Origin of the sequence: Nitrobacter sp. NHB1, from assembly GCF_036964665.1 — a bacterium.
Lineage (GTDB): Bacteria > Pseudomonadota > Alphaproteobacteria > Rhizobiales > Xanthobacteraceae > Nitrobacter.
Map to the genome: position 1 here is coordinate 2,162,738 of NZ_JBAMDA010000001.1, position 25,977 is coordinate 2,188,714.

23 protein-coding genes are annotated in these 25,977 nt (G+C 63.5%); 13 read left to right on the plus strand and 10 right to left on the minus strand.

The genetic code is table 11. From position 1 onward, the window contains the following. Nucleotides 1-36: 36 nt before the first annotated feature. From V4R08_RS10060 to modC, 8 genes are all read left to right on the plus strand, one after another. The gene (locus tag V4R08_RS10060; protein ID WP_011509034.1) at nucleotides 37-438 is read left to right on the plus strand and encodes a PTS sugar transporter subunit IIA; all 402 of its coding nucleotides are present in this window, start codon (nucleotides 37-39) and stop codon (nucleotides 436-438) included. Next, the gene (locus V4R08_RS10065; RefSeq protein ID WP_335579229.1) at nucleotides 435-776 is read left to right on the plus strand and encodes an HPr family phosphocarrier protein; all 342 of its coding nucleotides are present in this window, start codon (nucleotides 435-437) and stop codon (nucleotides 774-776) included. The genes V4R08_RS10060 and V4R08_RS10065 overlap by 4 nt, the downstream gene beginning before the upstream one ends. Before the next feature lie 247 nt (nucleotides 777-1,023). Next, entirely contained in the window at nucleotides 1,024-2,856 is a 1,833-nt protein-coding gene (gene lepA, locus V4R08_RS10070) for a translation elongation factor 4 (RefSeq protein WP_335579230.1), read from the plus strand. Nucleotides 2,857-3,026: 170 nt separating this feature from the next. Next, nucleotides 3,027-4,031 carry a penicillin-insensitive murein endopeptidase gene (gene mepA / locus V4R08_RS10075; RefSeq protein ID WP_335579231.1) on the plus strand — a complete coding sequence of 335 codons (1,005 nt, stop codon included), beginning with the start codon at nucleotides 3,027-3,029 and terminating at the stop codon, nucleotides 4,029-4,031. A 146-nt stretch (nucleotides 4,032-4,177) separates the two neighbouring features. Beyond that, a complete protein-coding gene (locus V4R08_RS10080; RefSeq protein ID WP_335579232.1) occupies nucleotides 4,178-4,771 on the plus strand; it encodes a hypothetical protein in 594 nt (197 codons plus the stop codon). A gap of 177 nt (nucleotides 4,772-4,948) precedes the next feature. After that, a complete protein-coding gene (gene modA, locus V4R08_RS10085) occupies nucleotides 4,949-5,773 on the plus strand; it encodes a molybdate ABC transporter substrate-binding protein (protein WP_335579233.1) in 825 nt (274 codons plus the stop codon). Between the two features lie 224 nt (nucleotides 5,774-5,997). Further along, complete coding sequence (modB, locus tag V4R08_RS10090) at nucleotides 5,998-6,693, plus strand: molybdate ABC transporter permease subunit (RefSeq protein ID WP_335579234.1); 696 nt, start codon at nucleotides 5,998-6,000, stop codon at nucleotides 6,691-6,693. 2 nt (nucleotides 6,694-6,695) lie between these two features. After that, entirely contained in the window at nucleotides 6,696-7,361 is a 666-nt protein-coding gene (modC, locus tag V4R08_RS10095) for a molybdenum ABC transporter ATP-binding protein (protein ID WP_335579235.1), read from the plus strand. A 105-nt stretch (nucleotides 7,362-7,466) separates the two neighbouring features. Here modC and V4R08_RS10100 read toward each other — a convergent pair whose 3' ends face one another. Further along, nucleotides 7,467-9,260 (minus strand): potassium/proton antiporter, encoded by a 1,794-nt coding sequence (locus V4R08_RS10100; RefSeq protein WP_335579236.1) that lies wholly within the window; start codon nucleotides 9,258-9,260, stop codon nucleotides 7,467-7,469. A 301-nt stretch (nucleotides 9,261-9,561) separates the two neighbouring features. Here V4R08_RS10100 and map point away from each other — a divergent pair, with 301 nt between their 5' ends. Further along, the gene (gene map, locus V4R08_RS10105) at nucleotides 9,562-10,386 is read left to right on the plus strand and encodes a type I methionyl aminopeptidase (RefSeq protein WP_335579237.1); all 825 of its coding nucleotides are present in this window, start codon (nucleotides 9,562-9,564) and stop codon (nucleotides 10,384-10,386) included. A gap of 129 nt (nucleotides 10,387-10,515) precedes the next feature. Further along, entirely contained in the window at nucleotides 10,516-11,226 is a 711-nt protein-coding gene (radC, locus tag V4R08_RS10110) for a RadC family protein (protein ID WP_335579238.1), read from the plus strand. A 147-nt stretch (nucleotides 11,227-11,373) separates the two neighbouring features. Here radC and V4R08_RS10115 read toward each other — a convergent pair whose 3' ends face one another. From V4R08_RS10115 to V4R08_RS10135, 5 genes are all read right to left on the minus strand, one after another. Continuing rightward, the gene (locus V4R08_RS10115; protein ID WP_335580237.1) at nucleotides 11,374-12,030 is read right to left on the minus strand and encodes an AprI/Inh family metalloprotease inhibitor; all 657 of its coding nucleotides are present in this window, start codon (nucleotides 12,028-12,030) and stop codon (nucleotides 11,374-11,376) included. Nucleotides 12,031-12,097: 67 nt separating this feature from the next. After that, the gene (locus V4R08_RS10120; RefSeq protein WP_335579239.1) at nucleotides 12,098-13,081 is read right to left on the minus strand and encodes a 2-hydroxyacid dehydrogenase; all 984 of its coding nucleotides are present in this window, start codon (nucleotides 13,079-13,081) and stop codon (nucleotides 12,098-12,100) included. Continuing rightward, nucleotides 13,081-13,917, minus strand: coding sequence for an ABC transporter permease (locus V4R08_RS10125; protein ID WP_335579240.1), 837 nt, complete (start codon nucleotides 13,915-13,917; stop codon nucleotides 13,081-13,083). Before V4R08_RS10125 ends, V4R08_RS10120 begins: the two co-directional genes overlap by 1 nt. Continuing rightward, nucleotides 13,914-14,720 carry an ABC transporter ATP-binding protein gene (locus V4R08_RS10130; protein WP_335579241.1) on the minus strand — a complete coding sequence of 269 codons (807 nt, stop codon included), beginning with the start codon at nucleotides 14,718-14,720 and terminating at the stop codon, nucleotides 13,914-13,916. Before V4R08_RS10130 ends, V4R08_RS10125 begins: the two co-directional genes overlap by 4 nt. Before the next feature lie 12 nt (nucleotides 14,721-14,732). Next, nucleotides 14,733-15,755 carry an ABC transporter substrate-binding protein gene (locus V4R08_RS10135; protein WP_335580238.1) on the minus strand — a complete coding sequence of 341 codons (1,023 nt, stop codon included), beginning with the start codon at nucleotides 15,753-15,755 and terminating at the stop codon, nucleotides 14,733-14,735. A 238-nt stretch (nucleotides 15,756-15,993) separates the two neighbouring features. On the opposite strand from V4R08_RS10135, the gene V4R08_RS10140 reads away from it, so the two are divergent. Together V4R08_RS10140 and V4R08_RS10145 are read left to right on the plus strand one after the other, a co-directional pair. Continuing rightward, a complete protein-coding gene (locus V4R08_RS10140; protein WP_335579242.1) occupies nucleotides 15,994-16,812 on the plus strand; it encodes a creatininase family protein in 819 nt (272 codons plus the stop codon). A 464-nt stretch (nucleotides 16,813-17,276) separates the two neighbouring features. After that, a complete protein-coding gene (locus V4R08_RS10145; protein ID WP_442935647.1) occupies nucleotides 17,277-19,292 on the plus strand; it encodes a carbohydrate porin in 2,016 nt (671 codons plus the stop codon). 111 nt (nucleotides 19,293-19,403) lie between these two features. Here the strand turns inward: V4R08_RS10145 and V4R08_RS10150 are convergent, their stop codons facing one another. Continuing rightward, nucleotides 19,404-21,029 carry an FMN-binding glutamate synthase family protein gene (locus tag V4R08_RS10150; protein WP_335579243.1) on the minus strand — a complete coding sequence of 542 codons (1,626 nt, stop codon included), beginning with the start codon at nucleotides 21,027-21,029 and terminating at the stop codon, nucleotides 19,404-19,406. Between the two features lie 343 nt (nucleotides 21,030-21,372). Between V4R08_RS10150 and V4R08_RS10155 the strand changes: the two genes are divergently transcribed. Beyond that, nucleotides 21,373-21,531, plus strand: coding sequence for a hypothetical protein (locus V4R08_RS10155; RefSeq protein WP_335579244.1), 159 nt, complete (start codon nucleotides 21,373-21,375; stop codon nucleotides 21,529-21,531). Between the two features lie 252 nt (nucleotides 21,532-21,783). On the opposite strand, the gene V4R08_RS10160 is transcribed toward V4R08_RS10155, so the two are convergent. The 3 genes from V4R08_RS10160 to V4R08_RS10170 all read right to left on the minus strand — a co-directional run bounded on the left by V4R08_RS10160 (nucleotide 21,784) and on the right by V4R08_RS10170 (nucleotide 25,914). Beyond that, nucleotides 21,784-23,061, minus strand: coding sequence for an MFS transporter (locus V4R08_RS10160; protein WP_335579245.1), 1,278 nt, complete (start codon nucleotides 23,059-23,061; stop codon nucleotides 21,784-21,786). Nucleotides 23,062-23,118: 57 nt separating this feature from the next. Continuing rightward, a complete protein-coding gene (locus tag V4R08_RS10165; RefSeq protein WP_442935648.1) occupies nucleotides 23,119-23,628 on the minus strand; it encodes a PRC-barrel domain-containing protein in 510 nt (169 codons plus the stop codon). 81 nt (nucleotides 23,629-23,709) lie between these two features. Beyond that, a complete protein-coding gene (locus V4R08_RS10170; RefSeq protein ID WP_335579246.1) occupies nucleotides 23,710-25,914 on the minus strand; it encodes an amylo-alpha-1,6-glucosidase in 2,205 nt (734 codons plus the stop codon). Nucleotides 25,915-25,977: the final 63 nt, after the last annotated feature.

A 25,977-nucleotide genomic window follows, 5' to 3' on the forward strand; every position in this document is an offset into this window, starting at 1 on the left:
GTGCGGTGCACCAAAAGCACCCGCGAGGAGTTGTCAATGATTGGTCTGGTACTTGTGACCCACGGGCGCCTCGCCGATGAATTCAAGGCAGCGCTCGAACACGTAATGGGCCCGCAAAAGCAAATCGAAGCCATCACCATCGGCGCCGAAGACGATGCCGATCTGTGCCGGGGCGATATCATCGAAGCCGTCAACCGCGTCGACAGCGGCGACGGTGTTGCCATTCTCACCGACATGTTCGGCGGCACGCCTTCGAATCTCGCGATCTCCTGCATGAGCCGGCCCAAGGTCGAGGTGCTCGCTGGAATCAATCTTCCGATGCTGGTCAAGCTCGCCAAGGTACGCGAGGAACGCTCGCTGCCCGACGCCATCGCGATGGCGCAGGAAGCCGGACGTAAATACGTGACGATCGCCAGCCGGGTGCTTGCCGGGAAATGACCGGAAAACCTGACGACGCAGTTTCGTCGACCGACGCGCCGACGGCGAAGAAAGCATCTCCCGCCGTCGCGGTCTCCCGCGAAATTTCGATCATCAACAAGCGCGGCCTCCATGCCCGGGCCTCCGCGAAATTCGTGCAGATGGTCGAGCGCTTCAACGCCGAGGTCAGCGTGACGCGCAACGGCGAGACGGTCGGCGGCAATTCGATCATGGGACTGATGATGCTGTCGGCGGGAATCGGAACAACAATCACCGTGTCCGCAACCGGCCCCGAGGCCAAGGCCGCGGTCGCCGCAATCGCCGCGCTCGTCGGCGACAGATTCAACGAGGAAGAGTAGCCGGCATCGATCGCCCGAGCCTGTAGTACGGAAACGTCCGGAAAGCGCTTTCTGCGGTTGGCCCTTGCTTGCCCACCGTTCGGGCCGGTGCTATCCCGCGCCCCATGACGACCAATGCCGCCGATTTGCAGTTCCTGCAGCAGTTGACGCGCTTCCTTTCAGGAACTGCAAATCGAAAAGCCGGCACTGGCTCGTTGGAGTTGGTCGTGCCCCTTTGCTTCCGAAGTTCGTACTAGAGGTTACCGCGATGTCTGACGAACTTCGGAAGCGAGGCACGACCCCAATTTCCAACATCCGCAACTTTTCTATCGTCGCCCATATCGACCATGGAAAATCGACGCTGGCCGACCGCCTGATCCAGATGACCGGCGGCCTGAGCGATCGCGAGATGGCGGGCAAGGAGCAGGTGCTCGACTCCATGGACATCGAGCGCGAACGCGGCATCACCATCAAGGCGCAGACGGTGCGCCTGAAATACCGCGCCAAAGACGGCAAGGACTACGTCTTCAACCTGATGGACACGCCCGGCCACGTCGACTTCGCCTATGAGGTCTCGCGCTCGCTGGCGGCGTGCGAGGGCTCGCTGCTCGTGGTGGACGCGAGCCAGGGCGTCGAGGCGCAGACGCTCGCCAACGTCTATCAGGCGCTCGACAATAATCACGAGATCGTGCCCGTTCTCAACAAGGTCGATTTGCCTGCCGCCGAACCGGACAAAGTCAAGCAGCAGATCGAGGACGTGATCGGCATCGACGCGTCGGACGCGGTGATGATCTCGGCCAAGACCGGCCTCGGCGTGCCCGACGTGCTGGAAGCCATCGTCACCCGTCTGCCGCCGCCGAAAGGCGACCGCGACGCCACGCTGAAGGCGCTGCTGGTCGATAGCTGGTACGACGTCTACCTCGGCGTTGTCGTTCTCGTCCGCATCGTCGACGGCGTCATGAATAAGGGCAGCCGCATCCGCATGATGGGCACCAATGCGGCCTATGATGTCGAGCGCGTCGGCTTCTTCACGCCGAAGATGCAGCAGGTGGACGAACTCGGCCCCGGCGAGATCGGCTTCATCACCGCCGCCATCAAGGAGGTCGCGGACACCCGCGTCGGCGACACCATCACCGACGACCGCAAGCCGGTCACAGAGATGCTGCCGGGCTTCAAGCCGGCGATCCCCGTGGTGTTCTGCGGCCTGTTCCCGGTGGATGCCGACGATTTCGAGACGCTGCGCACGGCGATGGGCAAGCTGCGCCTCAACGACGCCAGCTTTTCGTTTGAAATGGAAACCTCCGCGGCGCTCGGCTTCGGCTTCCGCTGCGGCTTCCTCGGCCTCTTGCATCTTGAGATCATCCAGGAACGGCTCTCCCGCGAGTTCGATCTCAACCTGATCGCCACCGCTCCGAGCGTCATCTACAAGATGCGACTCACCGATGGCAGCGAGATCGAGATTCACAACCCGATCGACATGCCCGACGTGGTGAAGATCGCCGAGATCGCGGAACCGTGGATCGAGGCTACCATCCTCACGCCCGACGACTATCTCGGCAGCGTGCTGAAGCTGTGCCAGGAGCGGCGCGGATCGCAGAAGGAGCTCACCTACGTCGGCTCGCGCGCGATGGTGAAATACGATCTGCCGCTCAACGAAGTGGTGTTCGACTTCTACGACCGGCTCAAGTCCGTCTCCAAGGGCTACGCCTCGTTCGACTATCACCTCACCGACTACAAGGTGGCCGATCTGGTGAAAATGCAGATCCTCGTCAACGGCGAGCCGGTCGATGCGCTCTCGATGCTGGTGCACCGCAGCCGCGCCGAGGGCCGCGGCCGCGCCATGGTCGAGAAGATGAAGGAATTGATCCCGCCGCACATGTTTCAGATTCCGATCCAGGCGGCGATCGGCGGCAAGGTGATCGCGCGCGAAACGGTGCGCGCGCTACGCAAGGACGTCACCGCGAAATGCTACGGCGGCGACGTCAGCCGCAAGCGCAAGCTTCTTGAGAAACAGAAGGAAGGCAAGAAGAAGATGCGGCAGTTCGGCAAGGTCGACATTCCGCAGGAAGCCTTCATCGCTGCTTTGAAAGTCGACGGCTGATACTCCGCGTCTGCCTGTAGCTGCGCTGGACCTGGATAGCTGGCGGCCACGGTTCGCGCCGGCCGAAGCCGCAATGGAATCAAAGCCTGGCTCCAGATTCCTATTTTGATGTGTTTTCTTGACGCGAACCGGTAGCCACTTCGCTCGAAAACGCTATAGAATCGCCGCTCATGAACATCCGCGCGATTCTCCCTTTGCTTCTTGTGTCCGCCATCGCCGTCTTGGTCGGCGGCGCGCCGGCGCCCGACGCGTTCGCGCAGGACAAGGGCACGCTGCACCCCAAGCCGCTGCCGCCGCTGGCCAATCCCGACGACCCCTCGCTCGCCGCCAAGCAACTGTTCGGCCGCAAAATGCTCCCCACAGCCGGCCCGCCGCACGTTATCGGTTTTTATGCGAAGGGCTGCATCGCCGGTGCCGAGGCGCTGCCTCTCACCGGGCCGACGTGGCAGGTGATGCGGCCGTCGCGCAACCGCAACTGGGCGCATCCCGCCATGGTGGCGCTGCTCGAACGGCTGTCGGCCAAAGTGCACAGGGATGCCGGTTGGCCGGGACTTCTGATCGGCGACATGGCGCAGCCGCGCGGCGGGCCGATGATCACCGGTCACGCCAGCCACCAGATCGGACTCGACGCCGACGTCTGGCTGACGCCGATGCCGAACAGGCTGTTGTCGCGCAACGAGCGCGAGAATATGTCGGCGGTCATGATGGTGCGTCGCGACCGTCTCGATATCGATCCCCGTGCCTGGACGCCGAAGCATCTGCGCGTCATCCGCGACGCCGCGAAGGAGCCGTCGGTCGAGCGCATTTTCGTCAATGCCGCGATCAAGAAGGCGCTGTGCCGCGAGGCCAGGGGCGACCGCAGCTGGCTCTCCAAGATCCGTCCCATGTACGGTCACGACTATCACTTCCATATCCGCATCAAGTGTCCTCCGGGCAGTCCTCAATGCGAATCGCAGACTCCGCCAAAGCCAATAGAGGGGTGCAGCGCCCACGATCTGGCCTATTGGTTCAGCGACGCCGTGCTGCATCCGAAGCCGCCGAAGGTGCCGCCGAAGCCGAAGCCGCCGCTCACGCTGGCGCAGCTGCCGTCGGATTGCCGTCAGGTGCTGGCCGCACCGGATGCCAACAATAGCAGTGCAGCAGCCGGCGCGCGGAACGCCGTTTCGCCCCGCTAGAAGACCTGCTAATGTCGGCTATCGCCGCGCCGTAAGCGCCGGCGAGGTTGCAGATCAGAGCGACTGATCCTTTCATCCCCGTTTTCTCATCCCCCGTTCGCCGGCGCGGCGTTTTGCCGCGGGGATATCATTGCGAAGGATCCATCATGCGCATCAGTGCACGCAACCCGATCAATCCTGACGTCATCGATTACCGACAAAGCCGTCGACGAACCCGACACGATCGCGGTGAACTGACGATGCGATGGTCCCTGCCCATCGCGCTGCTCCTGATCACCGCGACGTCGGCTTTTGCTGCCGATCCCGTCGGATGCGAAAAGTTCAAATGGCCGATGGACAAGGAACTGGCCTTGCTCACCGCGCCTTCCTTGCCGAAGCTGACTGTGGGGGCGGAAATGCCTCCGGCGCCCGCCGCCTTCACGGTGACGCTGCGTCCCATCGCCAACGCGGATTTGCCCAAACCGCCAGAGCGCCCCCAGAAGCCGGGCAGCTACGCAGGCTTCATTCGCGCCACGGCGGGATCCCCAGGACTCTATACCGTGACAATCTCGGACTATGGCTGGATCGACGTCGTCCAGAACGACGCCTATCTCAAGGCAACGGGATTTAGCGGCGTCACCGGCTGCCCGGGAGCAAGGAAAAGTGTTCGGTTCGATCTTTCGGCCGGCCCGCTTACCATACAGGTCAGCGGCGCCGCCAAAAACGCCATCAACGTCGCCTTTACGCCCGCCACCCCCTGAAACCCGTGGCCGCAGCCCTTTACGTCTGCGTCGTGCGGCTGGTATTGTTCCCGAGCGATCTTTCCGGCTGGCCGTAAGCCCGCTGGAAATCCCTGGAACGGCGCTTCCACTGATCGTCCTGTCAATCCCTCGCATCGTCCGCGCGATTACTTGCGCCGGACCGATTAGGAGCGCCCCATGACGATATTCACCCGTTCATTGTTCTCGGCATTGTTGGTCGGTGCCTTCCTTGCCGTGCCGGCCTCGGCCAAGGACGCCAAGCCCTCGGCCACGACACCCGCAGCCGCGCAGGGCAAGACGCTGACCGTGTTCGCTGCCGCTTCGATGAAAAACGCGCTCGACGATGTCGACAAGGCCTACACCGCCAAGTCCGGCGTCAAGATCGTTGCGAGCTATGCGGCAAGTTCGGCGCTGGCCAAGCAGATCGAACAGGGCGCGCCGGCCGATGTTTTCATATCAGCCGATACGGCGTGGATGGACTATGTGAACAACAAGAAGTCCATCAACGAATCGACCCGCGTCAACCTGCTTGGCAACAGCATCGTGCTGATCGCCCCGAAGGATTCCAAGATCGACCACGTCGCCATCGAACAGGGGTTTGATCTCGCCAAGCTCGCCGGCGACGGCAAGGTCGCGACCGGCGATGTCAAGGCGGTGCCCGCCGGCAAGTACGCCAAGGCGGCGCTGGAAAAGCTCGGCGCATGGAAGGCGGCGGAACCGAAAATGGCGATGGCGGAAAACGTTCGCGCAGCGCTGGCGCTGGTGGCGCGGAACGAAGCCGTGCTCGGCATCGTCTATTCCACCGACGCCAAGATCGAGCCCGGCGTGAAGATCGTCGGCACCTTCCCGGCAAGCTCGCATCCGCCGATCATCTATCCGGTCGCGGCGACCTCCACGGCTCACCAAGGCGCAGCCGATTACCTCGCCTTCCTGCGCAGCTCGGACGCCAAGGCGATCTTCGAGAAGTACGGCTTCTCGTTTCTGGTCAGCCCCACGACCTGAACGGTTGCGGTCATAGCGGGATCGCGACAAGGCTGGCTGTTGCCGGTTTGCACGTGACGCGAAGCGATCCGGGGCCCGCTTCCTTCCCTCCCCCGCAAGCGGGGGAGGATTAGGGTGGGGCAATTGCTCCGTCGCTGCCGGGACGACGCTACGCGTCGTTCTTGAAAATCGGCTTTGCCAATTTTGTCTCGACCTCGTAGCGACAAAAACATTAACGAGACCTCATGTTTGATATCTCGCCCCCCGAATGGACGGCGGTCCTGCTCTCACTCAAGGTGGGCGTGGTCGCGACACTGGTGGCGACACCGATCGCCGTCATGCTGGCGTGGGCGCTGGCGCGGTACGAGTTCTGGGGCAAATCGATCATCGATGCCGCCATTCATCTGCCGCTGGTGCTGCCTCCTGTCGTGACCGGCTATCTGCTGCTTCTGACCTTCGGCAGACGCGGGCTGGTCGGCGGCTGGCTCGCCGATCACCTCGGAATCGTTTTCGCATTTCGCTGGACCGGCGCGGCGCTCGCCTGCGGCGTGATGTCGTTCCCGCTGCTGGTGCGGCCGATCCGGCTGTCGATCGAAGCCATCGACCGGCGGCTGGAACAGGCCGCCAGCACGCTCGGGGCTTCGCCGTGGAAGGTCTTCGCCACCGTGACGCTGCCGCTGGCGTTGCCCGGCATTCTGGCCGGCATGGTGCTGGGCTTTGCGAAAGCGATCGGCGAATTCGGTGCGACCATCACATTCGTGTCCAATATTCCCGGCGAAACCCAGACGATTTCCTCGGCGATCTATTCGCTGATCCAGACGCCCGATGGCGATACGGCGGCGCTGCGGCTGGTGGTCGTGTCGGTCGTCATGTCCATGGCGGCGCTGATCGCTTCTGAAGTGTTCGCACGGCGCGCGACACGGCGCATACACGGGAACTGACCATGCTGCGTGTCGAGGTCGCAAAACAGCTTGGCAATTTCTCGATCGATGTCGCGTTTGCGAGCGAAGGACGCGTCACCGGGCTGTTCGGGGCATCGGGCGCGGGCAAGACATCGCTGGTCGGCATGATCGCGGGGTTGCGAAAACCGGATCGGGGCATGATCTCCGTCGACGGCGACACGCTCGACGACACCGCGCAAAATCTCCATGTCGCCGTGCATCGCCGTCGCATCGGCTATGTCTTCCAGGACGCGCGGCTGTTTCCGCATCTCGATGTGCGCCGGAATCTCGACTACGGGCGCTGGATGAACCGCCTGACCCGCGACACCGCGCAGGAAACCCGGCTCAACGAGATGCTAAACATCGGTCACCTGCTGGATCGCCGGCCCGGCCAGCTCTCCGGCGGCGAGCGGCAGCGGGTGGCGCTCGGTCGTGCGCTGCTGGCGCGGCCCCGACTCCTTCTGCTGGATGAACCGCTGGGATCGCTGGACGGCAGCCGCAAGGCGGAGATCCTGCCCTACCTGATGCGGCTGCGCGACGAAGCCGGCGTGCCGATGGTCTACGTCAGCCACGATCCGGATGAGTTGCGCCAGCTCGCGTCGCAAATCGTGATGCTCAAGCGCGGACGGGTCGCCGCATTCGGCGGTATCGACATCCTGCCCGCCTAGCGCGTATATCGCAAAAGTGGATACCGGTTTTGCGATCAGAATACGCGCAAGTTATTGATTGAGAGCATTTTCTTACGGCCCAGCCGGAAAATGCTCTGATGCCGGTCAAATCCCCGCAATCGACGACCAGGCTCCTGCCATTTTCTGCCTCAATGCGCTCATCCGTGTCGGCGGCGGCGGCGGCTCTTCGTCTTCAGGCAACCGAAGTCCGACCGCGTTGACGCGGCCTTCGCTGATATTGCGCGCGACAAGGACGATGGTATCGAGCGGCAGGGTCGCACCGTCCTTCGGCGCACGGTCGAGATGAACGTCGAAGTAATCCGCCAGTGTCAGCCGCGCGGCGGCCGGATCGACGGAGATGCCGTAGATTTGCGCGATATCCTCAACGGTGGTTTCGCCCGAGACCAGGAAATCGCCAAGCAGATGCGGGTCCGGCGACGCCATCGGCTGCATGTCGACGAAGAAGCGATCGAGCGCCTCGGCCTTTTCCGGCGGCGCCAGCAGATAGAGGTAGTCTCCCGCCGCGATGGGCTCCGCTTCAGCCGGCGACAGAATTTTCTCGTTGCGGATCACGAGCGTCGGCTTCGACCATGACGGAATCAACCCGCGCCGAAGGAACAGGCTCTTCGGTCTCACCGCATAGCCGACCAACTGCTGTTCGAGCTGCCCCGGCAGATCGAGTTCGACGCGGCGCGGGCCCCGCTCGGCGCGCGGCAGCGCCACATGCAGCCGCCGTGCGGCTGCGGCGAGCGTCCAGCCCTGCAGCAACAGCGAGATGATCACCACGACGAAAGCGACGTCGAAGTACAGATAGGCCTTCGACAACCCGACCAGCATCGGAATCGAGGCGAGGAAGATCGCGACCGCGCCCCGCAGCCCGGTCCAGGCGATGAACAGCTTTTCCCGCCAGTTGAAACGAAACGGCGCGAGGCACAGAAACACCGCGAGAGGCCGCGCCACCAGCATCAGCACCAGCGCGACGATCACCGCCGGCACGACGCTGTCCAGCAGGCGGTGCGGCGAGACCAGCAAGCCGAGCAGCACGAACATCACGATCTGCGCCAGCCAGGTTGCGGCATCGAGGAATGTCACCACGGATCTGTGGGCGCGGGTCGGATGGTTGCCGATGATAATTCCCGCGAGATAGACCGCGAGAAACCCGGACGCGTGGAATATCTGCGCCACCCCGAAAATCACGAGCGCCGCGGTCGTGACGAACGGCGCATGCAGCCCTTGCGGAAGCTCCACACGGTTCAGCGCGGCGACCACAAGCCGCCCGCCGATCACGCCGACGAGGCCGCCAAGCATGGATTCCCGAAGGAATTCCAGCATCACGTGCCAGACCGAGCTGTCGCCTACCGAGATCAGTTCCACCAGCATCAGCGTGAGAAACACCGCGAAGGGATCGTTGGTGCCGGATTCCACCTCCAGCGTCGCACCGACGCGCGGGCGCAGCCGCAGCCCTTGCGCGTGCACCAGCAGGAACACCGCGGCCGCGTCGGTGGAGGCGACGACGGCGCCGATCAGCAGCGCCTCGGTCCAGTTGAGGTCGAGCGCATATTTCGCCACCGGCGCGGTGACGAGCGCGGTCAGCAGCACACCGAAAGTGGCGAGCACCATGGAGGGCGCCAGGACCGTGCGGATGCTCTGGAATCGTGTCTTCAGACCGCCGTCGAACAGAATCAGCGCCAGCGCGGCCGACCCGACAAGGTAGGTGTTCTGGACATCGCTGAATATCAGGCCACCCGGCCCGGAATCGCCTGCCAGCATGCCGATGAACAGAAAGACGAGCAGCAAGGGGGCGCCGAACCGCAGCGCCAGCAGACTCGACAGAATTCCGGCCATGACCAGAATCGCGCCGAGCAGGATCGCCAGACTGACCGAATCCAGAGATGCCATCAGAGGTCCGAAGCGGTAAACACTTGCATTTTCATACTTATCGTCGCCGGCGCGATGCGCCAACCGATTTCTGTCCGTCAGTCTCTCCGGGCCGCGAGCGCAACGCGCAAGCTGGCGTATTCGGCAGGTCGGCTCGGTGCGCGAAAGCCGGGCCGATCCTGACGACATCGATCCGGCCTGTGGCCGGACTTTTCCCATCAGCCCCTGAGCGTGCCGCACAGGTGCTCCAGCTTGCGCTCACCGCGCCATCCATTAGATTAGAGGTTGGCTACTCCTTTCCTCCCGGAATCCAGATCGTCTGATGAGCTACGTCGAAGCCTCCGAAACCTCCCTGCGCAAGACCGGCCAGATCAAACTGCATGGCCCTAGCGGATTCGCCGGCATGCGCAAGGCCGGCGCCCTGACGGCGCGCTGCCTCGACGAACTCGCCGATCTGGTGAAACCGGGCCTTCCAACGTCGCAAATCGACGACTTCGTGCGCGAATTCGCCTTCAGCCATGACGCCTATCCGGCAACGCTGATGTATCGCGGCTATCGCTACTCGACCTGCACGTCGATCAATCACGTGGTCTGTCACGGGATGCCCGGCGATCGCACCCTGAAAGAGGGCGATATCGTCAATGTCGACGTGACGCTCATCGTCGATGGCTGGTATGGCGATTCCAGCCGGATGTATCCGGTCGGCCCGATCGCGCGCAAGGCCGAACGGCTGATCGAGGTGACCTATGAGGCGATGATGCGCGGCATCGCCGCGGTCAGACCCGGCGCGACGACCGGCGACATCGGCCACGCCATCCAGAGCTTCGTCGAACCGCAGGGCATGAGCGTGGTCCGCGATTTCTGCGGCCACGGGCTCGGCCGCATGTTCCACGACGAACCGAACATCATCCATATCGGCCGGCCCGGCGAAGGCGTGCCGCTCAGGCCGGGCATGTTCTTCACCATCGAGCCGATGATCAACCTCGGCAAGCCGCATGTGAAGATCCTGTCGGACGGCTGGACCGCAGTGACGCGCGACCGCTCGCTGTCGGCGCAGTTCGAGCATTCGGTCGGCGTGACCCAGACCGGAGTCGAGATCTTCACGCTGTCGCCGCGCCAGTTCGACAAACCGCCCTACGGCAGCTGAGCCTCAAGCCCCGGCAAAGATCGCGCCGGAGCGCACAGGCTTTCGTAACTGGCATCCGGTGAATTGGGGTTGCAAATGCCGCCGGCCACGGCAAGGTTGCGGGGGCCAAGAAATGGTTCGCTGCACCCAATGCCCGCCGATGCCGACAACCCCGCAGGATTCGCCGAAGCGCCGCATTATCACGGCCATCGCGAGCGGCTGCGGGAGCGATTCCGCGACGCCGGACCGGATGCGCTCAGCGATTACGAACTGCTCGAAATGGTGCTGTTTCGCGCACTGCCCCGCCGCGACGTCAAGCCGCTGGCCAAGTCTTTGATCGGCCGATTCGGGTCGTTCGCCGAGGTGGTTCATGCGCCCGACGCCCGGCTTCGCGAGATCAGCGGGCTCGGCGAAGCGGCGATCATCGAGATCAAGCTGATCGCGGCGACCGCCAGTCGCGTTGCCAAGGGACAACTGAAGCCGCGGACGATGCTGTCGTCATGGACCGCGGTCATCGACTATTGCCGGGCCTCGATGGCGTTCGCCGACAAGGAGCAGTTCCGCATCCTGTTCCTCGACAAACGCAACCAGCTTATCGTGGACGAATTGCAGCAGGTCGGCACCGTCGATCACACGCCGGTCTATCCGCGCGAGGTCGTCAAGCGCGCGCTCGAACTATCGGCGACCGCGATCATCATGGTCCACAACCATCCCTCCGGCGATCCGACGCCGTCGCAGGCCGACATCCAGATGACCAAATCGATTATCGACATCTCGGCCCCGCTCGGGATTTCCGTGCACGACCACATCATCGTCGGCAAAAACGGCCACGCCAGCCTGAAAGGGCTGCGGCTGATTTAAAGCGAAGGAATAAGGTTGAATCGTCATTGCGAGCGAAGCAAAGCAATCCACAGCCACGAAACCAAACCGGATTGCTTCGTCGCTAACGCTCCTGGCAATGACTGGAAAAATCGGTCCAGCCTCGTTTCATTATGCTCCGGAGCATTCTCACTGCCTCACAAGAATCAGCGGATTGGCGCTGTCCGGGACGAGCCGCCACTGCGCGTTGTCGTCCGCCTGAAAGTGCCAGGTTTCGCCGCTTGCCGACATCAGCAGGATTTCGCCGCGCTCGAGCCGCCAGACCTCGGGCTTGAAGTTCGCGATCGCCGGATCGCATTTGGGCTTGAGGAAGGCCTGGAAATTGTCCGGCGGGACCTCGGTGTTGGTCAGCGTGATGCCGCAGATGGTCTGACCGTTGCCGCGCACGAATGCCCAGTCTCCGATCATCTGATCCATCGATCTGGCGAGCGAGCGAGCCTCGGCGAGGTTTTGCAGGATGTAGATGCCCTCATTCTCCCGTCGGCCCTCGAAAATGCCGCTCTCGACTTCGGTGAAATCGATCACCGGTTCTCCAGTGGCGGTCTGCAAGCGCACGATATCAAGGCCGGCGACGGTCCAGGCCTCGATGTCCTTTGTGAACGGCAGCGCCGTCGCGCAGCCCGGTTCGAGGTCGAGCTTGAGACCGTGCGGCGACGCATCGCCTTTGAGCGTCACGACACAGGTCTTGCTGCGTTCGGTGGTCGACAGCTCCCACTGTCCGATCATGTTTTTCTTTAAGGCCGACGCGTCTTGCGCCGACACGACCGATCCGCCACTCATCAGCATCACCACAGTGGCGAGAACGAACCCCCGCGTCCGCCATGCCTGCGTGCCGTCGTCCGGACAACGCATACTAGCGTCCCTCCATCGGCGTCTCTGGAACCGGCGTCAGCGGCGGCTTGCCTGCGAACCACGCCCTGAGATTATCGACCACAAGCTGGTCCATCACATTGCGAGTCACCACCGACGCAGAACCGATGTGCGGCAACAACACGACATTCTGCAACGCGCGCAGTTCGTCCGGCACGTCCGGCTCATTGGCGAACACGTCGAGACCGGCAGCGAGGATGACGCCGGATTTCAGCGCGTGAACCAGCGCCGGTTCGTCAATGACGGAGCCACGCGCCATGTTGACGATGACGCCGCGCGACCCGAGCGCCGCCAGGACATCGGCATTGATCAACCTCATGGTCGATGCGCCCCCGGGCGTGATGACGATCAATGTGTCGACGGCCTTCGCCATCTCGATCAGGTTCGGGTAGTGCTGATAGGACACGCCCGCGGCGGGATTGCGCGCATGATAGACGACCGGCACCCGCGCCGCATCGAGCCGGCGCGCGATCGCCTGACCGATCCGGCCCATACCGACCATGCCGACCTTGCGGTCGCGCAGCGAGCCGACGCTCAAGGGAAAGTCCTGCGTGGCCCACAATCCCTCGCGCACATAACGATCCGCCTTGACGAATTCGCGCAACGTCGCGATCAGCAGGCCGATCGCGACGTCCGCGACCTCCTCGGTCAGGACGTCGGGTGTGTTGGTGACGACGATGTTGTGTTCGCGCGCGTGATCCGTATCGATGTGGTCGTAGCCGACGCCAAAGGAGGACATGATCTCGAGTTTCGGAAAGCGCGCCTGCACCGTGCTCCGGCAAGGAACGGAATCGGTGATGGCCATGCCGCGGATTTTCCCGGCGACCGCGGGCGTCAGGCGTTCCAGATCGGCCGGTTTCTCGCAATGATGCAGCACGAACTGGTCGGTAAAGCCGTTGTCGACGATCGGCCTGTGCGGTCCGTACACCAGCAGGTCGATCTTGTCCGGGGAGACAGGCGCGGCCATCAGTTGTCCTTCCTAAGCGCGCTTTCGTGCCAGCGCCGCAACATCAGATGCGATACCGCCGCGAGGCACATATAAATGACAATGCCCGCCACCGAGAGCAACAACAACGCCGCGAACATGCGCGGAATGTTGAGCCGGTAGCCGGACTCCGCAATCCTGTAGGCGAGACCCGAACCCGCCCCGGCCGAACCCGCCGCGATTTCCGCAACCACGGCGCCGATCAGCGACAGGCCGCCGGCGATGCGCAATCCGCCGAGAATATATGGCAACGCCGCCGGCAGTTTCAGATATCGCAGCGTCTGCATCCGCGAGGCGCCATAGAGCTGGAACAGCCCGGCGAGGTTGCGGTCCACGGAATTGAGGCCGAGCGTGGTGTTCGACAGCACCGGAAAGAACGCGACGATCCAGGCGCAGACGACCACCGCGGTCCGCTGCGGCAGGTAGATCAAAAGCAGCGGCGCAATCGCGATCACCGGCGTGACCTGCAGGATGATCGCATAGGGCAAGAGCGCATGTTCCAGCCATTTCGACTGGTTGAACAAAAGCGCGAGCGCGACGCCGCCCACAGTTGCGGCAGCAAAGCCCTCCACCGTGGTCAGCAGGGTCGTCAGCAGCGATTGCCACAGGATCGGCCAGTCCTGCACCAGCGTCGCCGCCACCAGCATTGGGCCCGGCAGCACATAGGGCGGAATCCCGTTGATTCGCACCACCAGATCCCACACCAGAACGCCGGCCGCCAGCACGGTGACCGGCAACAGCACGCGTGCCGCCGGTGTTCGCGAATCGCGCTCCGACGCCTCGTTACCGGTCGGCGGCGGTGGACTGGATACCGTCATCGACGGAACGCTCCTTCGCCGGTCGCCAGCGACAGCCCGATCGACACCTCACGGCAATACGCGGCGTATTCCGCCGAAGTCCTGAAATCCTCGTCCCGCGGCTCGGCGGTGTCGATGCGGTACTCGGCGCTGATGCGGCCGGGACGCGGCGTCATCACCACGACGCGGCGCGAGAGATAGACTGACTCGAACACCGAATGGGTGACGAAGATGACGGTCTTGCGCAAGTCGCGCCACAGCGCGAGCAGATCGTTGTTGAGGCGGAAGCGGGTGATCTCGTCGAGCGCCGCGAACGGTTCGTCCATCAAAAGAATATCCGGATCGGTGACCAGCGCGCGCGCCAGCGACACCCGCATCCTCATGCCGCCGGACAGTTGGCGCGGATAAGCGGCTGCGAACTCGGCAAGCCCGACCCGCGCCAGCGCGGCCTCGACGTGTCCGCCGATGTCGGCGCGCGGCCGATGCGCGAGCTTCAGCGGCAGCGCCACATTGTCGCGAACGCTGGCCCATGGCATCAAGGTCGGCTCCTGAAACACGAAGCCGATGGAGCGTCCGCCGCCGGCGACGCGAACCGTGCCGGACGTCGGCGCGCTCAGCCCGGCGATGATCCGCAGCGCGGTCGACTTCCCGCAGCCGGACGGCCCGAGCAGCGACACGAAATCGCCCTCGCTCACATTGAAATCGAGCGGTCCCAGCGCCGCGACGCCGCAGGCATAGAGTTTCGTGACACCCTTCAGATTCACGGCGTCTCCCGCGCACAGACCCGTGCCGGCCGCGGACAACGCTGTTGCGGGCTCGATCATCGGCGCCGGGTTCTAGTTCTCGGGCCGCAAATCGATGCCGACGCCTTTGTTGACGAACCGCAGCGTGTAGGCCTTGCGAAAGTCGATGTCCCGGCGCACTACGCCGGCCCGCACCATCTTGTCGAAGAAGCTCGCATAGCGCGCATCGCTCATGGCGCCGATGCCGTCGCGCAAGGAATCGCCGGAATCGACGATGCCATACTCCCGCAACTTCGCCACCGAATAGGCCAGCAGGCCGTCGGTCATTTCGGGATTGAGCTTCTTGATCATGGCATTGCCGGCCGTGTTATCGCCGTACAGATAGGTATACCAGCCGACGATCGAGGCGTCGACGAAGCGCTGCACCAGATCCTGCTTGTTCTCGACCAGATCGCGGCGGGTCTCGATCAGGGTCGAATACGGGTTGAACCCGGCATCGGCGAGCAGAATCACGGTCGGCTTGAAGCCGGCCCGCTTCTCCACCGCGAACGGTTCCGAGGTGACATAGCCCTGCATCGCGCTGTTCTTGTCGGCGAGAAACGGCTGGGCATTGAAGGTGTAGGGTTTGACCTTCTCCCCGCTGAATCCATACTCGGATTTGAGCCACTGGAAATAGCTTGCGATGCCTTCCTTTGACACGAACAGGGTGAGCGGCTTCAGGTCCTCGATTTTCGTCACCTTCGATTCCGGATGCGCGAGAAAAACCTGCGGGTCCTTCTGGAACATGGCCGCGACCGCGACGACCGGCACGTTGTTGGCCACCGCGTCGAACGATTGCAGGGTGTTCGCGGTCATGAAGAAATCGAGCTTGCCGGAGATCAAAAGCACCCGGTTGTTCACGTTGGGGCCGCCCGGCACGATGGTCACGTCCAGGCCATATTTTTTGTAGGTGCCGTCGGCCAGCGCCTGAAAGAAGCCGCCGTGTTCGCCCTCGGCGACCCAATTCGTACCAAAGGAGACCTTGTCCAGCGCCGGCCCGGCCGTGGCTGGTCCGGTAAGGCCGAGCGCCAGCACCAGTCCGGCCGTCAACGTTCGCAGCGATAGGGCAAGGCGCATCATTGGACTCCCTCGATCGTTCCGGCGCATGATAGGAAGCGACCGGATCGGCGCGAATCCCATGGGATTTACGCCCGCGGTCAGTCGGACGCGACAACCTAGAGCCTTTCCGCTTCCGATGGAATCAGAAGCGGAGCTCTATGATTTTGATTTGACGCGTTTTCTTCACGCGAACCGGTACCCACTTCGCTCGAAAACGCTATAATCCGCATTTCGGCTCAATGAAACGCTGCGTGAGATGACCAGAACACCCCCTTTCGACTGGTCTGTCATCCACTGGCCCGGTGTGCCGCCGGAGACCGCCGCGAACTGGATCGCAGTGCTGCCGCTGGCGGCGACCGAGCAGCACGGGCCGCACCTGCCGCTCACCACCGACGTGCTGATCGCGGAGGCCTATCTCGCACGGGTTCGCGCGTTGCTGCCGCAGGATACGCCCGTGACCTTTCTGCCGGTGCAGCCGATCGGCATTTCCACCGAGCACACCGATTTTCCCGGCACGCAAACGCTGGCCAACGAGGCGGCGCTCAAAGCGTGGACCGCGCTCGGTGAAGAGGTGGCGCGGACCGGAATCAGAAAGCTCGCGATGGTGTCCAGTCACGGCGGCAACAGCGCCGCAATGACGATGGTGGCGCAAGATTTGCGCGCGCGGCATCGTATGCTCGCGGTCACCACCGCCTGGTCGCGCTTCGGCGTGCCGGATGGCCTGTTCGATGCGCAGGAGTTGCGCCACGGCATTCATGGCGGCGCCATTGAGACCTCGATCATGCTGGCGCGCTATCCGGAACACGTGCGGCGCGACAGCATCGCCGACTTCCGCCCCGCGAGCATCGCAATCGAGAAGACCTATCGCTGGCTCGGCACGCAACGGCCCGCGCCGTTTGCGTGGCAGACGCAGGACCTGCACCCGAGCGGCGCCGTGGGCGATGCGACACAGGCCTCCGCGGAAAAGGGCGAACGGCTGCTCGATCACGGCGCGCGTGCGTTCTGCGAGTTGCTAGCCGACATGGCCAGGTTCGATCCGGCGGCGCTGACAGACGGCCCGCGCGGCCGCGCCTGAACCTCGACCGGCGACGACCTCACGACAGCTATCGCCGCCGCGGCCGGGTCCGCCAATATGAGGGCTTCGGCAACGCCGCCGGTCGCGTTCGGATCTGCGATCAATCGGTCGGTTGTCCGCAGCCGAACACGCCGTACAGCACATCACTCCTCCGCTGGAAAACGATCCGTCCGGTGTGGCGCGACAGCCATCTGACCGCTGTCGCGCTGGTGTCATCGGGCAATGGGATGCGGGTGCCGTTCGCCTGTCGATATCAGTTGCAATTGCGAATTAGTTGCAATAATAGTCGGGAATAATCTCACCTGGACCTGATCCGCGGGCAGATCGACGAGAGAAATGGCGATATCAAACCGGTCGCGGATCGGCGGTCGCCCTGCGGACCGGGAGAACCAGGTGACACGTTGCGATCGAACGGGGCGACAAATGACCAATACGGGACCTTGCCAGTCCAAGCGGACGGTCCGATGAGCGCGATCCGGCCATTCCGGCTGCGGTGCGGAAGGCATATTGTGCTGGCCGGCATGGCCTTGAGCGCGCTGGCGCTGGATGGCCCGGCCGTCGCCGCCGATGTCGGTGCATCTCTCCCGCCGGCCAAGGCCATGCCCCGCCCGGTGATGGACTGGACCGGCCTCTATTTTGGCGCCCATGCCGGGTTCGGCGGCGGCCGATCCACAGCAACGCTCTTCGATCCCGCATTGACCATGGGCCGCAACGATTTCGGCGGGCTGATCGGCGGTGTTCAGGCGGGCTACAATATCCAGCTTCGCTCGGGACTGCTGCTCGGCCTCGAAGCCGATATCTCATTCCCCAGCTACATCGAGTCCAATTCGCTCGTCTCAAAGCTCGCGACCGCACGCTCCGACGTCATGCAGCAGTGGGACTTCATCGGAACGGCGCGCGGACGGATCGGCTACGCAACAGGCCCATGGCTCGCCTATGCCAGCGGCGGCCTCGCCTTTACCGGCGGCCGCTATCTCAACAATCTGCCGTCGGGCGAGCAGGAGAAGGCGCTGGACATGCGCCTTGGCTGGGCCGCCGGCGCAGGGCTTGAATACGCCTTCGCGCCGCACTGGAGCGCCCGGCTGGAATATCTTTACTACCAGTTTGACAAGACGAACGTTCAGTTTCCATCGGCCGCGCAATACGCCGCGACGATGGACATGCAGTCGATCCGCGTCGGCCTCAACCGCAAGCTCGGCGGGTCGGCCGACATCGCCGATCTCTCGCTGAAGTCCCTGACCGATCCCGAATCCGATCGCTGGGAGATTCATGGCCAGACAACCTATCTCGGCCAGGGCTACCCGTCCTTCCGCGCGCCCTACAGCGGCGCCAACAGCCTGACGCCGGGCGCGCAGTATCAGGCGACCTGGAGCAACAGCCTGTTCTTGAACGCGCGGCTCTGGGACGGCGGCGAAGTCTACTACAATCCCGAACTGCTTCAGGGCTTTGGCCTCAGCGACACCGTCGGAGTCGCGGGCTTTCCGAGCGGCGAGGCGCAAAAGTCCAACTTCCCCTATCCGCACTACAACACCTCACGGCTGTTTGTGCGCCAGACCTTCGGCTTCGGCGGCGAGCAGGAAGAGCTGGCGAGCGGACCGATGCAACTCGCGGGCAAGGCCGACATCTCGCGGCTGACTATCCAGGCCGGCAAGTTCGCCGTCACCGACGTGTTCGACGGCAACGCCTATGCCAAGGATACCCGCTCGGACTTCATGAACTGGTCGCTGTGGGCGCCCGGCGCCTTCGATTATTCCGCCGACAGGGTGGGGCTGAGTTACGGCGTCACCGCCGAGCTCAACCAGAAACAATGGGCGCTGCGCGGCGGCTATTTCCTGATGGATTCGGAATCGAACTCGAACAGCTTCGACACCCGCCTGTTCCGGCGCGGCGAGTACGTGCTGGAACTGGAGACGCGCTATTCGCTACTGGGCCAACCCGGCAAGCTCCGCACCCTCGGCTGGCTCAACAGCGCTTACATGGGCAGCTATCGCGACACGCTGAACAATCCTGCTTTCAATCTCGACATCGCCCAGACCCGCACCGGCCGCATCAAGTACGGTTACGTCGTCAATGTCGAGCAGGCGGTCACCGACGACATCGGGCTGTTCGGCCGCTGGAGCTGGAACGACGGCAAGACCGAGATCATGGCGTTCACCGACATCGATGCCAGCCTCGCACTCGGGACCTCGATCAAGGGCACGCGCTGGAGCCGGCCGGACGACGTGATCGGCATCGGCGGCGCGATCAACGCGCTGTCACGAGATCATCGCGACTTCATCGCCGCCGGCGGCCTCGGCGTTCTCGTCGGCGACGGCCAGCTCGACTACCGAAACGAGCACGTGCTGGAGACGTACTATGCCTATGCGCTCAACAAGCAGTTCACGCTGACCGCGGACTATCAGTTCATTGCCAACCCCGCCTACAACGCCGACCGCGGCCCCGTGCATGTGTTCTCCGGGCGGCTGCACGGGGAGTTTTGAAGGCCTCGTCATGCCCGGGCTTGACCCGGGCATCCATCTTTCATGAAAGTTTGATAGATTGCCGGATCAAGTCCGGCAATGACGCCCGGTGATCGCGATAAAGCACTCCCCTCACCCAGCCGGCGCAAACGTACCCGCCTGCGCCTGCGCCCAGGCGTCGCGGAAGCGCGGATCGGCGGTGCCGTCGAGCAGCTCGCCGGGCCGCAGCGTCGGATAGAGCTTGTCGAACGACGCAACCTCGGTGTTCGACACGCGCTGCGAGAAGTGGACCGGGCGCAGTTCCTGCGGATGCTCCAGCCCCGCCGCCGCGATCAGTTCGGTCAGTGCCAGCAGCGTGGCCTGATGATAGTTGTAGACCCGCTCGAGCTTGTGCGGGACCACCAAAGCGCGGTTGCGCGTCGGGTCCTGCGTGGCGATCCCGGTCGGGCAGCGATCGGTGTGGCAATTCAGCGACTGGATGCAACCGAGCGCGAACATGAAGCCGCGCGCCGAATTGCACCAGTCGGCGCCGAGCGCCATGGCGCGCGCGACGTCGAAGGCGGTCGCGATCTTGCCGGATGCGCCGATCCTGATGCGGCCGCGTGCATCGATGCCGATCAGCGCATTGTGGACGAAGTTGACGCCCTCGCGCATCGGCATTCCGAGATGATCCATGAATTCCAGCGGCGCGGCGCCGGTGCCGCCCTCATTGCCGTCGACGACGATGAAATCGGGATAGATGCCGGTTTGCACCATCGCCTTGCAGATGGCGAGAAACTCCCATTTGTGTCCGACGCAGAGCTTGAACCCGGCCGGCTTGCCGCCCGATAGCCGCCGCATCTCGGCAATGAATGTCATCATGCCGACCGGCGTCGAGAACGCCTTGTGATGGGATGGCGAAATGCAATCCTCGCCCATGCCGATGCCGCGAATCCTGGAAATTTCCTCGGAGACTTTGGCGGCCGGCAAGACACCGCCATGACCGGGCTTGGCTCCCTGGCTGATCTTGAGCTCGACCATCTTGATCTGGTCGTCGGCCGCGACGCGGGCAAACTCACGGGCATTGAAGCTGCCGTCACGGTTGCGGCAGCCGAAATAGCCGGAGCCGATTTCCCAGATGAGGTCGCCGCCATTTTCGCGATGATAGGGACTGACGCCGCCCTCGCCGCTGTCATGGGCGAAGTTACCCATTTTGGCGCCGGCGTTGAGCGCGCGCACCGCATTGGGGCTGAGCGCGCCAAAGCTCATCGCGGAAATGTTGAAGATCGACGCCGAATAGGGCTGCTTGCAATCCGGCCCGCCGATGGCAATGCGGAATGTCTCCTCGGCATGGGGCTTCGGCGCCATCGAATGATGCATCCATTCGTAGCCTTCGGCATAGACCTTTTCCTGGGTGCCGAACGGACGCTTGTCGAGCACCATTTTCGCGCGCTGGTAGATTACGGAACGGGTGTCGCGGCTGAACGGCATGCCGTCCTTTTCGCTCTCAAAGAAATACTGCCGCATTTCGGGGCGGATTTCCTCGAGCAGGAACCGGATATGCGCCGAGATCGGATAGTTGCGCAGGATAGCGTGGCTCTTTTGCAGGAGGTCGTGGACACCGAGCACGGTCAGCGCGCCGAAGATCAAGATCGGAACGACGACCACGGTGAGGATTTCGTGGTCCGCGATCCCGAGGCCGATCAGCAACGCCGTGACCACGGCGCAGATCGTCAGGACGATGAAGCGCGGCGAAAAGGGAAGCAGTAACGTTTCCATGAGTCCTCGCTGAAACCAATCCTCGCTGGCAAATCCGCTGCGAGCCGGCAGGACGACGCCCCCTCGGGTCCGGCCAGCGCCGCGAAGGTGGCGGTTTGCAGGCCCCGAGTCTCCCGGATATTACACGACATCCGCGGCGTTTGGACGCGCTGCCCTTCCTCAAGCCACCGCAACTCTTGTGCATAACCGGGAACGCAAAACCCCGGCGCGGGTTACCAAGCGTGCGCATTGATTTCGGGGATCGTAGCCTTCCTTCCTTTTTCGTTTCAGGTCGCCGACGGGCTTTGATGACGAGCACTGAAGGCGGATCGACTCCAGGAACTTCACAAGATTCGATGGCATCATGGATATCGAGTTCCTAAAGCAACAGGCAGAACGCTGCCGCCGTCTCTTAAAGGGGACTGATCCATTCACCGAAAAGCGCCTGCTTAAGCTCGCCGAAGAATACGAAGCGCAGATCAAGGAGCTTGAGAAACGCGGCCCAGAACCCTGCAGCCATTAGAGCTTTTTCGCTTCTGACGGAATCAGAAGCGAGGCTCTATGATTTTGAATTGACGCGTTTTCTTCACGCGAACCGGTACCCACTTCGCTCGAAAACGCTCTAAGTGGCCCGCCGCGCTATTCGCACTCACACGGCGAAAAAAGGGGAAACGGCGCCGGTCGATCTGATCTGCCGGGACCTACAGTTCATTACCAGGCGCACCTCTTTGCCAGCGTTCGAGGGGCGTCTCCGTCGCGGGATCGGATTTTCAGCTTACGACCTTCGCTCCGGTCCCTCCGCGAGACGGGTTTCCGGCATAAGGGTCAAGACCACCAGCAGACCCGATAATGCGACGGCAGCCAACGCCATGAACGCGACGCCATGTCCGAAATGATCGCTCACATAGCCGGCAACCACGGTGCTGAGCGACGCGCCTATTCCAACCGCCGTGCCAATGAGGCCTTGCGCGAGGTTGAAATGACCGGAGCCGAAGGCGACGTCGGCGACAATGAGCGGGGTCATGACGCCGAAGACCGCGGCCGTGATGCCGTCCAGCACCTGCACGGCGACCAGCAGCGACGGATCGTGGACCATCGCGAACAACGCTCCCCGAAGCACCAGCGCGGCGAAGGCGATCATGAGCAGCGGGCGACGTCCCCAAAGCTGCGCCTTGCGGCCGACGGAAGGCGACACCAAGGCGACGATCGCCTGCGGGACGATGATGCAGAGCGCGATCAACGCCGGCGCCCCCTGGCTTGAACGTTCGGTCACGATGCCCGCCATCAACGGCAGCATGGCCGCATTGGCAAATTGGAGCAGGAAAACCGTACAGGCAAAAATGACCAGCGGCCGCTGATGCAGAAGCTGGACCACGCTGGTCGCATCGGGATCCGGCTCCGCGCGCGCAATCGCCCCATGGGCCTGCTCCGGATCGATTTCCCGGTCGCGGATTCGCGTCAGCGAAAGCAGCGTCGCGACCGCAAACGCAAAACTCACCACGAACACGGCACGGCTCGACAGCAGGTATCCGACGACACCCATCACGCCCGCCGCCACGCCATTGCCAAGGGATGCGTAGCGGGCATTGCGTCCGAGCCTCTCGCCGATCGCTCTCGGTCCCACAAGGCCGAGGCTGATGGCGGCGATCACAGGTCCGAGCACGCAACTCGCGGCGGCATGCAGGATCGCCGCCAGCGCGATAACCGGAAAGATCGGCCAGGCCGCGTAGGCGAGCGCGCTGACGCCGATCGTGGCGACGGCGAGCCCCGCGACCAAACGCTCCGAGCGGGCCGCGTCGATAATGGCGCCGCCCGGCATCTGACCGATCAGACCGACGACCCCGCCGATCGACAGGATCAGTCCGATCTCGGACTGTGTCCACTTCTGCGTGGTGAGATAGACCGCGACGAAGGGACCAAATCCGGTCTGCACGTCGGCAAGGAAGAAAATGAACCAGTCGAGGCCGCGCTGGCTTTGCGCCGAAGGATGACGGCCCTGCTCGCCGGCCGGCGGCGGATTCGCATCCCCCCCGCGCGCGCGCCGCTGGCGCACGCTATCCGGATCGGACGATCGTCGGGGCCCGTCGCGCAGATCGGATATCCTCCCTGATCAAGGACCGAAATTGAGAGGTTGAAGCGTTCCCGACGCGCCCAGCACCACGACAGGCGCGCCTGCCTTGTATTCGGGGGCCGCCTTCACCTGGTCCTGCGTCAATTCGAGGCTGATGCTGTCGTTCGCGCCCTTTACCTTGCCAAAGCGGAGCGCATTCCAGTCAACCGCGATCTTCCGGCTGCCGACCCCAAGGAAGCCGCCGAAATCGATCACGGCGGCGCGAACCACGCCCGCCCGGTCCACGATCACCTCGACGATCCGCCCCATGTTCTGACCGCTCATGCTCCGCACGTCGCGTCCCAGCACGCCGTGGGCATCGGCTGGACTGATCACGGTGATCGAGGGCGGAGGCGCTGTCTTCTCGCCCGAGGGCTTGGCAGCCGCTGGCGGGTTGGCGGGGACGGGATTGGCCTGCGACTGAGCCGTGTCGTCAGCCATCACATGCGTGGCGGCAAAAACCAGGACGGCCAGCGAAAGAACGGCATTGGTCGAGCCTTTTCGAAACATGAATCCTCGCTGCCAAATGAGCCATGCCGCGCGAAACGCCATCCAGTGTGGCAAGGCTATGCGAACTTCGGAATCGAGGCGCTAGCGCGTCAGCACGATCGACACCTGAATGTGGCCTCGCGTCCGCAAAACTTCGAGCGACACGTCCTCATCATGACGGCGCAGCCGCAGATCGACACTGGATTCGCCAAGATGCAGCCCGCGCAGAATCACCTCGTTGAGGAATGCGGGAAGCCGCGGGTTGCGCAGCCTGATCTCGCTCCTTGCGGCATCGAACTCCAGACCCAGCGTCGCTTCCAGCAGCGTGAACGGCGTCGCGCTCGCCCATGCCTGCGGCAAGCAGGCAACAGGATAGAGCGTGGGCCCGCGCCGCGGTTCGCGCCGGAAGCCGCAGAACAGTTCCGGCAGCCGCCGCAAATCCATATAGGTGGCTGCATCGAACAGTCCCTTGAAGACATGTTCGACCGAATGCTTGAGGCCGTATCGCGCGAGCCCGAGCGCGATCAGCGCGTTGTCATGCGGCCAGATCGAACCGTTGTGATAGGACATCGGATTGTAACGCGCCTCGCCGGAGGCAACAGTGCGGATCCCCCATCCGGTGAAGAACGACGACCGCATCAGGTCGGCGGCGACCATCCGCGCCCGCTCCTCGCGAATCAGGCCAGTGAACAGCAACTGTCCGGCGTTCGATGTCCGTACCTTGCAGGGCCGTTTCTTCCCGTCGAGCGCCAGCGCGTAGGTGCGCAGATCCGGCAGCCAGAACGCCTCTTCGAAGCGCGACGCCAGGCGCTCCGCCGCGCGCTCCAGTTCCCTCGCACGGTCGCTCAGGCCGAGCGCAAGCGCGCATCGCGCCGCCGATCGCTTGGCGGCAAAGACGTAACCCTGCACCTCGGCCAGCGCGATATCGCCTTCCGCAAGCGCGCCGTCGGCATGGAAGATCGCGTCGAACGAATCCTTCCAGCCCTGATTGACGAGCCCCTGTTCGGACGAGCGCCGATACTCGACGAAGCCGTCGCCGTCCGGATCGCCGGGGCCGTCGATCCAGCCGAGCGCAGCCTCGATCGCCGGCCATAGTTCTTTGAGGATCGACGCGTCGCCCGTGCGTTCGACGTAAAGCCCCGCCAGCAGCACGAACAGCGGCGTCGAATCGACGCTGCCGTAGTATCGCGCGAACGGCACCTCGCGCAGCGCGGCCATTTCTCCGCCGCGCATCTCGTGAAGAATCTTTCCCGGCTCCGCATCCGCGAGGGGATCGACGGCCTGCGCCTGAAACGCCGCGAGCCTCCTCAGAACGCCGCTTGCGATGCCGGGGTCGATCCACAACATCTGCAGCGCCGTTATCAGTCCGTCCCGCCCGAAGGTCGTCGAATACCAGGGAATCCCGGCATAGGGATAGCGACCGTGCGGCGTCTGCGTCATCAGGATATTCAGATCGGCCATCGACTGGCACACCACCTCGTTGAAGATGTTGTTCGAGGTTTCGATATTCGTCGCGCCGGACCAGGCGCGCCGCATTTCGCGGCGATGCGCCAGCAATCCGCGGTAGAAAGGAACGGGTGTCTCGGCCGCCGGCTTGTTGCAGGACACGGCGAGGAATATGGCAGTGGTCTGCTGCGGCGGCAGATCGAGGTGATAGATCGCCCTGTTGACGGTCAGGCGCGTCGGTCGCGGGTCGAAATGCAGGCGCGAGGTCCGAACGATGTCATCGAGACCGATGTAGGAGAGAGCGACGGTAGCGGGATCGGACAGTTCGCCGGCGCCGACGCCGCGGCGCGCGCGCCGCTCGCCGCGCACCTCGAACAGATCGGCGAAATCGTTGTCGAACAGCAGGGAGAGATCGAAGCTCGCGGTCCCCTCGCCGTGGTTCTGGATGCCGATCCTCTGATACGCGGTCCCGCGCCAGAGAAAGATCGTGCGCACGATATGGATGGTATCCTTGTGGAATACGATCCTGTCGCCATCATAGATATCCGGATTGGTCAGATCGACGGTCAGGCCGGAATTGTCGTTACGCAGATTGGAGCCGAGCAGCAGCGGCTGCATGTCGTTGAGAACCAGCTCCAGCCGGGCAAGATAGCGCGTGTCGATGTTGAACAGCCCGTCGGGTCCTCCCGCCGAAGCTCCGATATCGCCATGGCTGTCCAGCACAACGAACGTATCATCGTGCTTCAACGTGCGGCGAGGGCGGGCAGAGGGCCCGGTCATCGGAATGTAGAACGGCGATTCCGCCGCAAAAATATCGGACGACTGCGCGATCGTGATTTGAGCCGTGGCCTTGATTGCCATCATCTGACCCCTGCCGGATTCCCCATCGCACGGCCCCGGCCGATGCTCGACGCCAAACGGTGA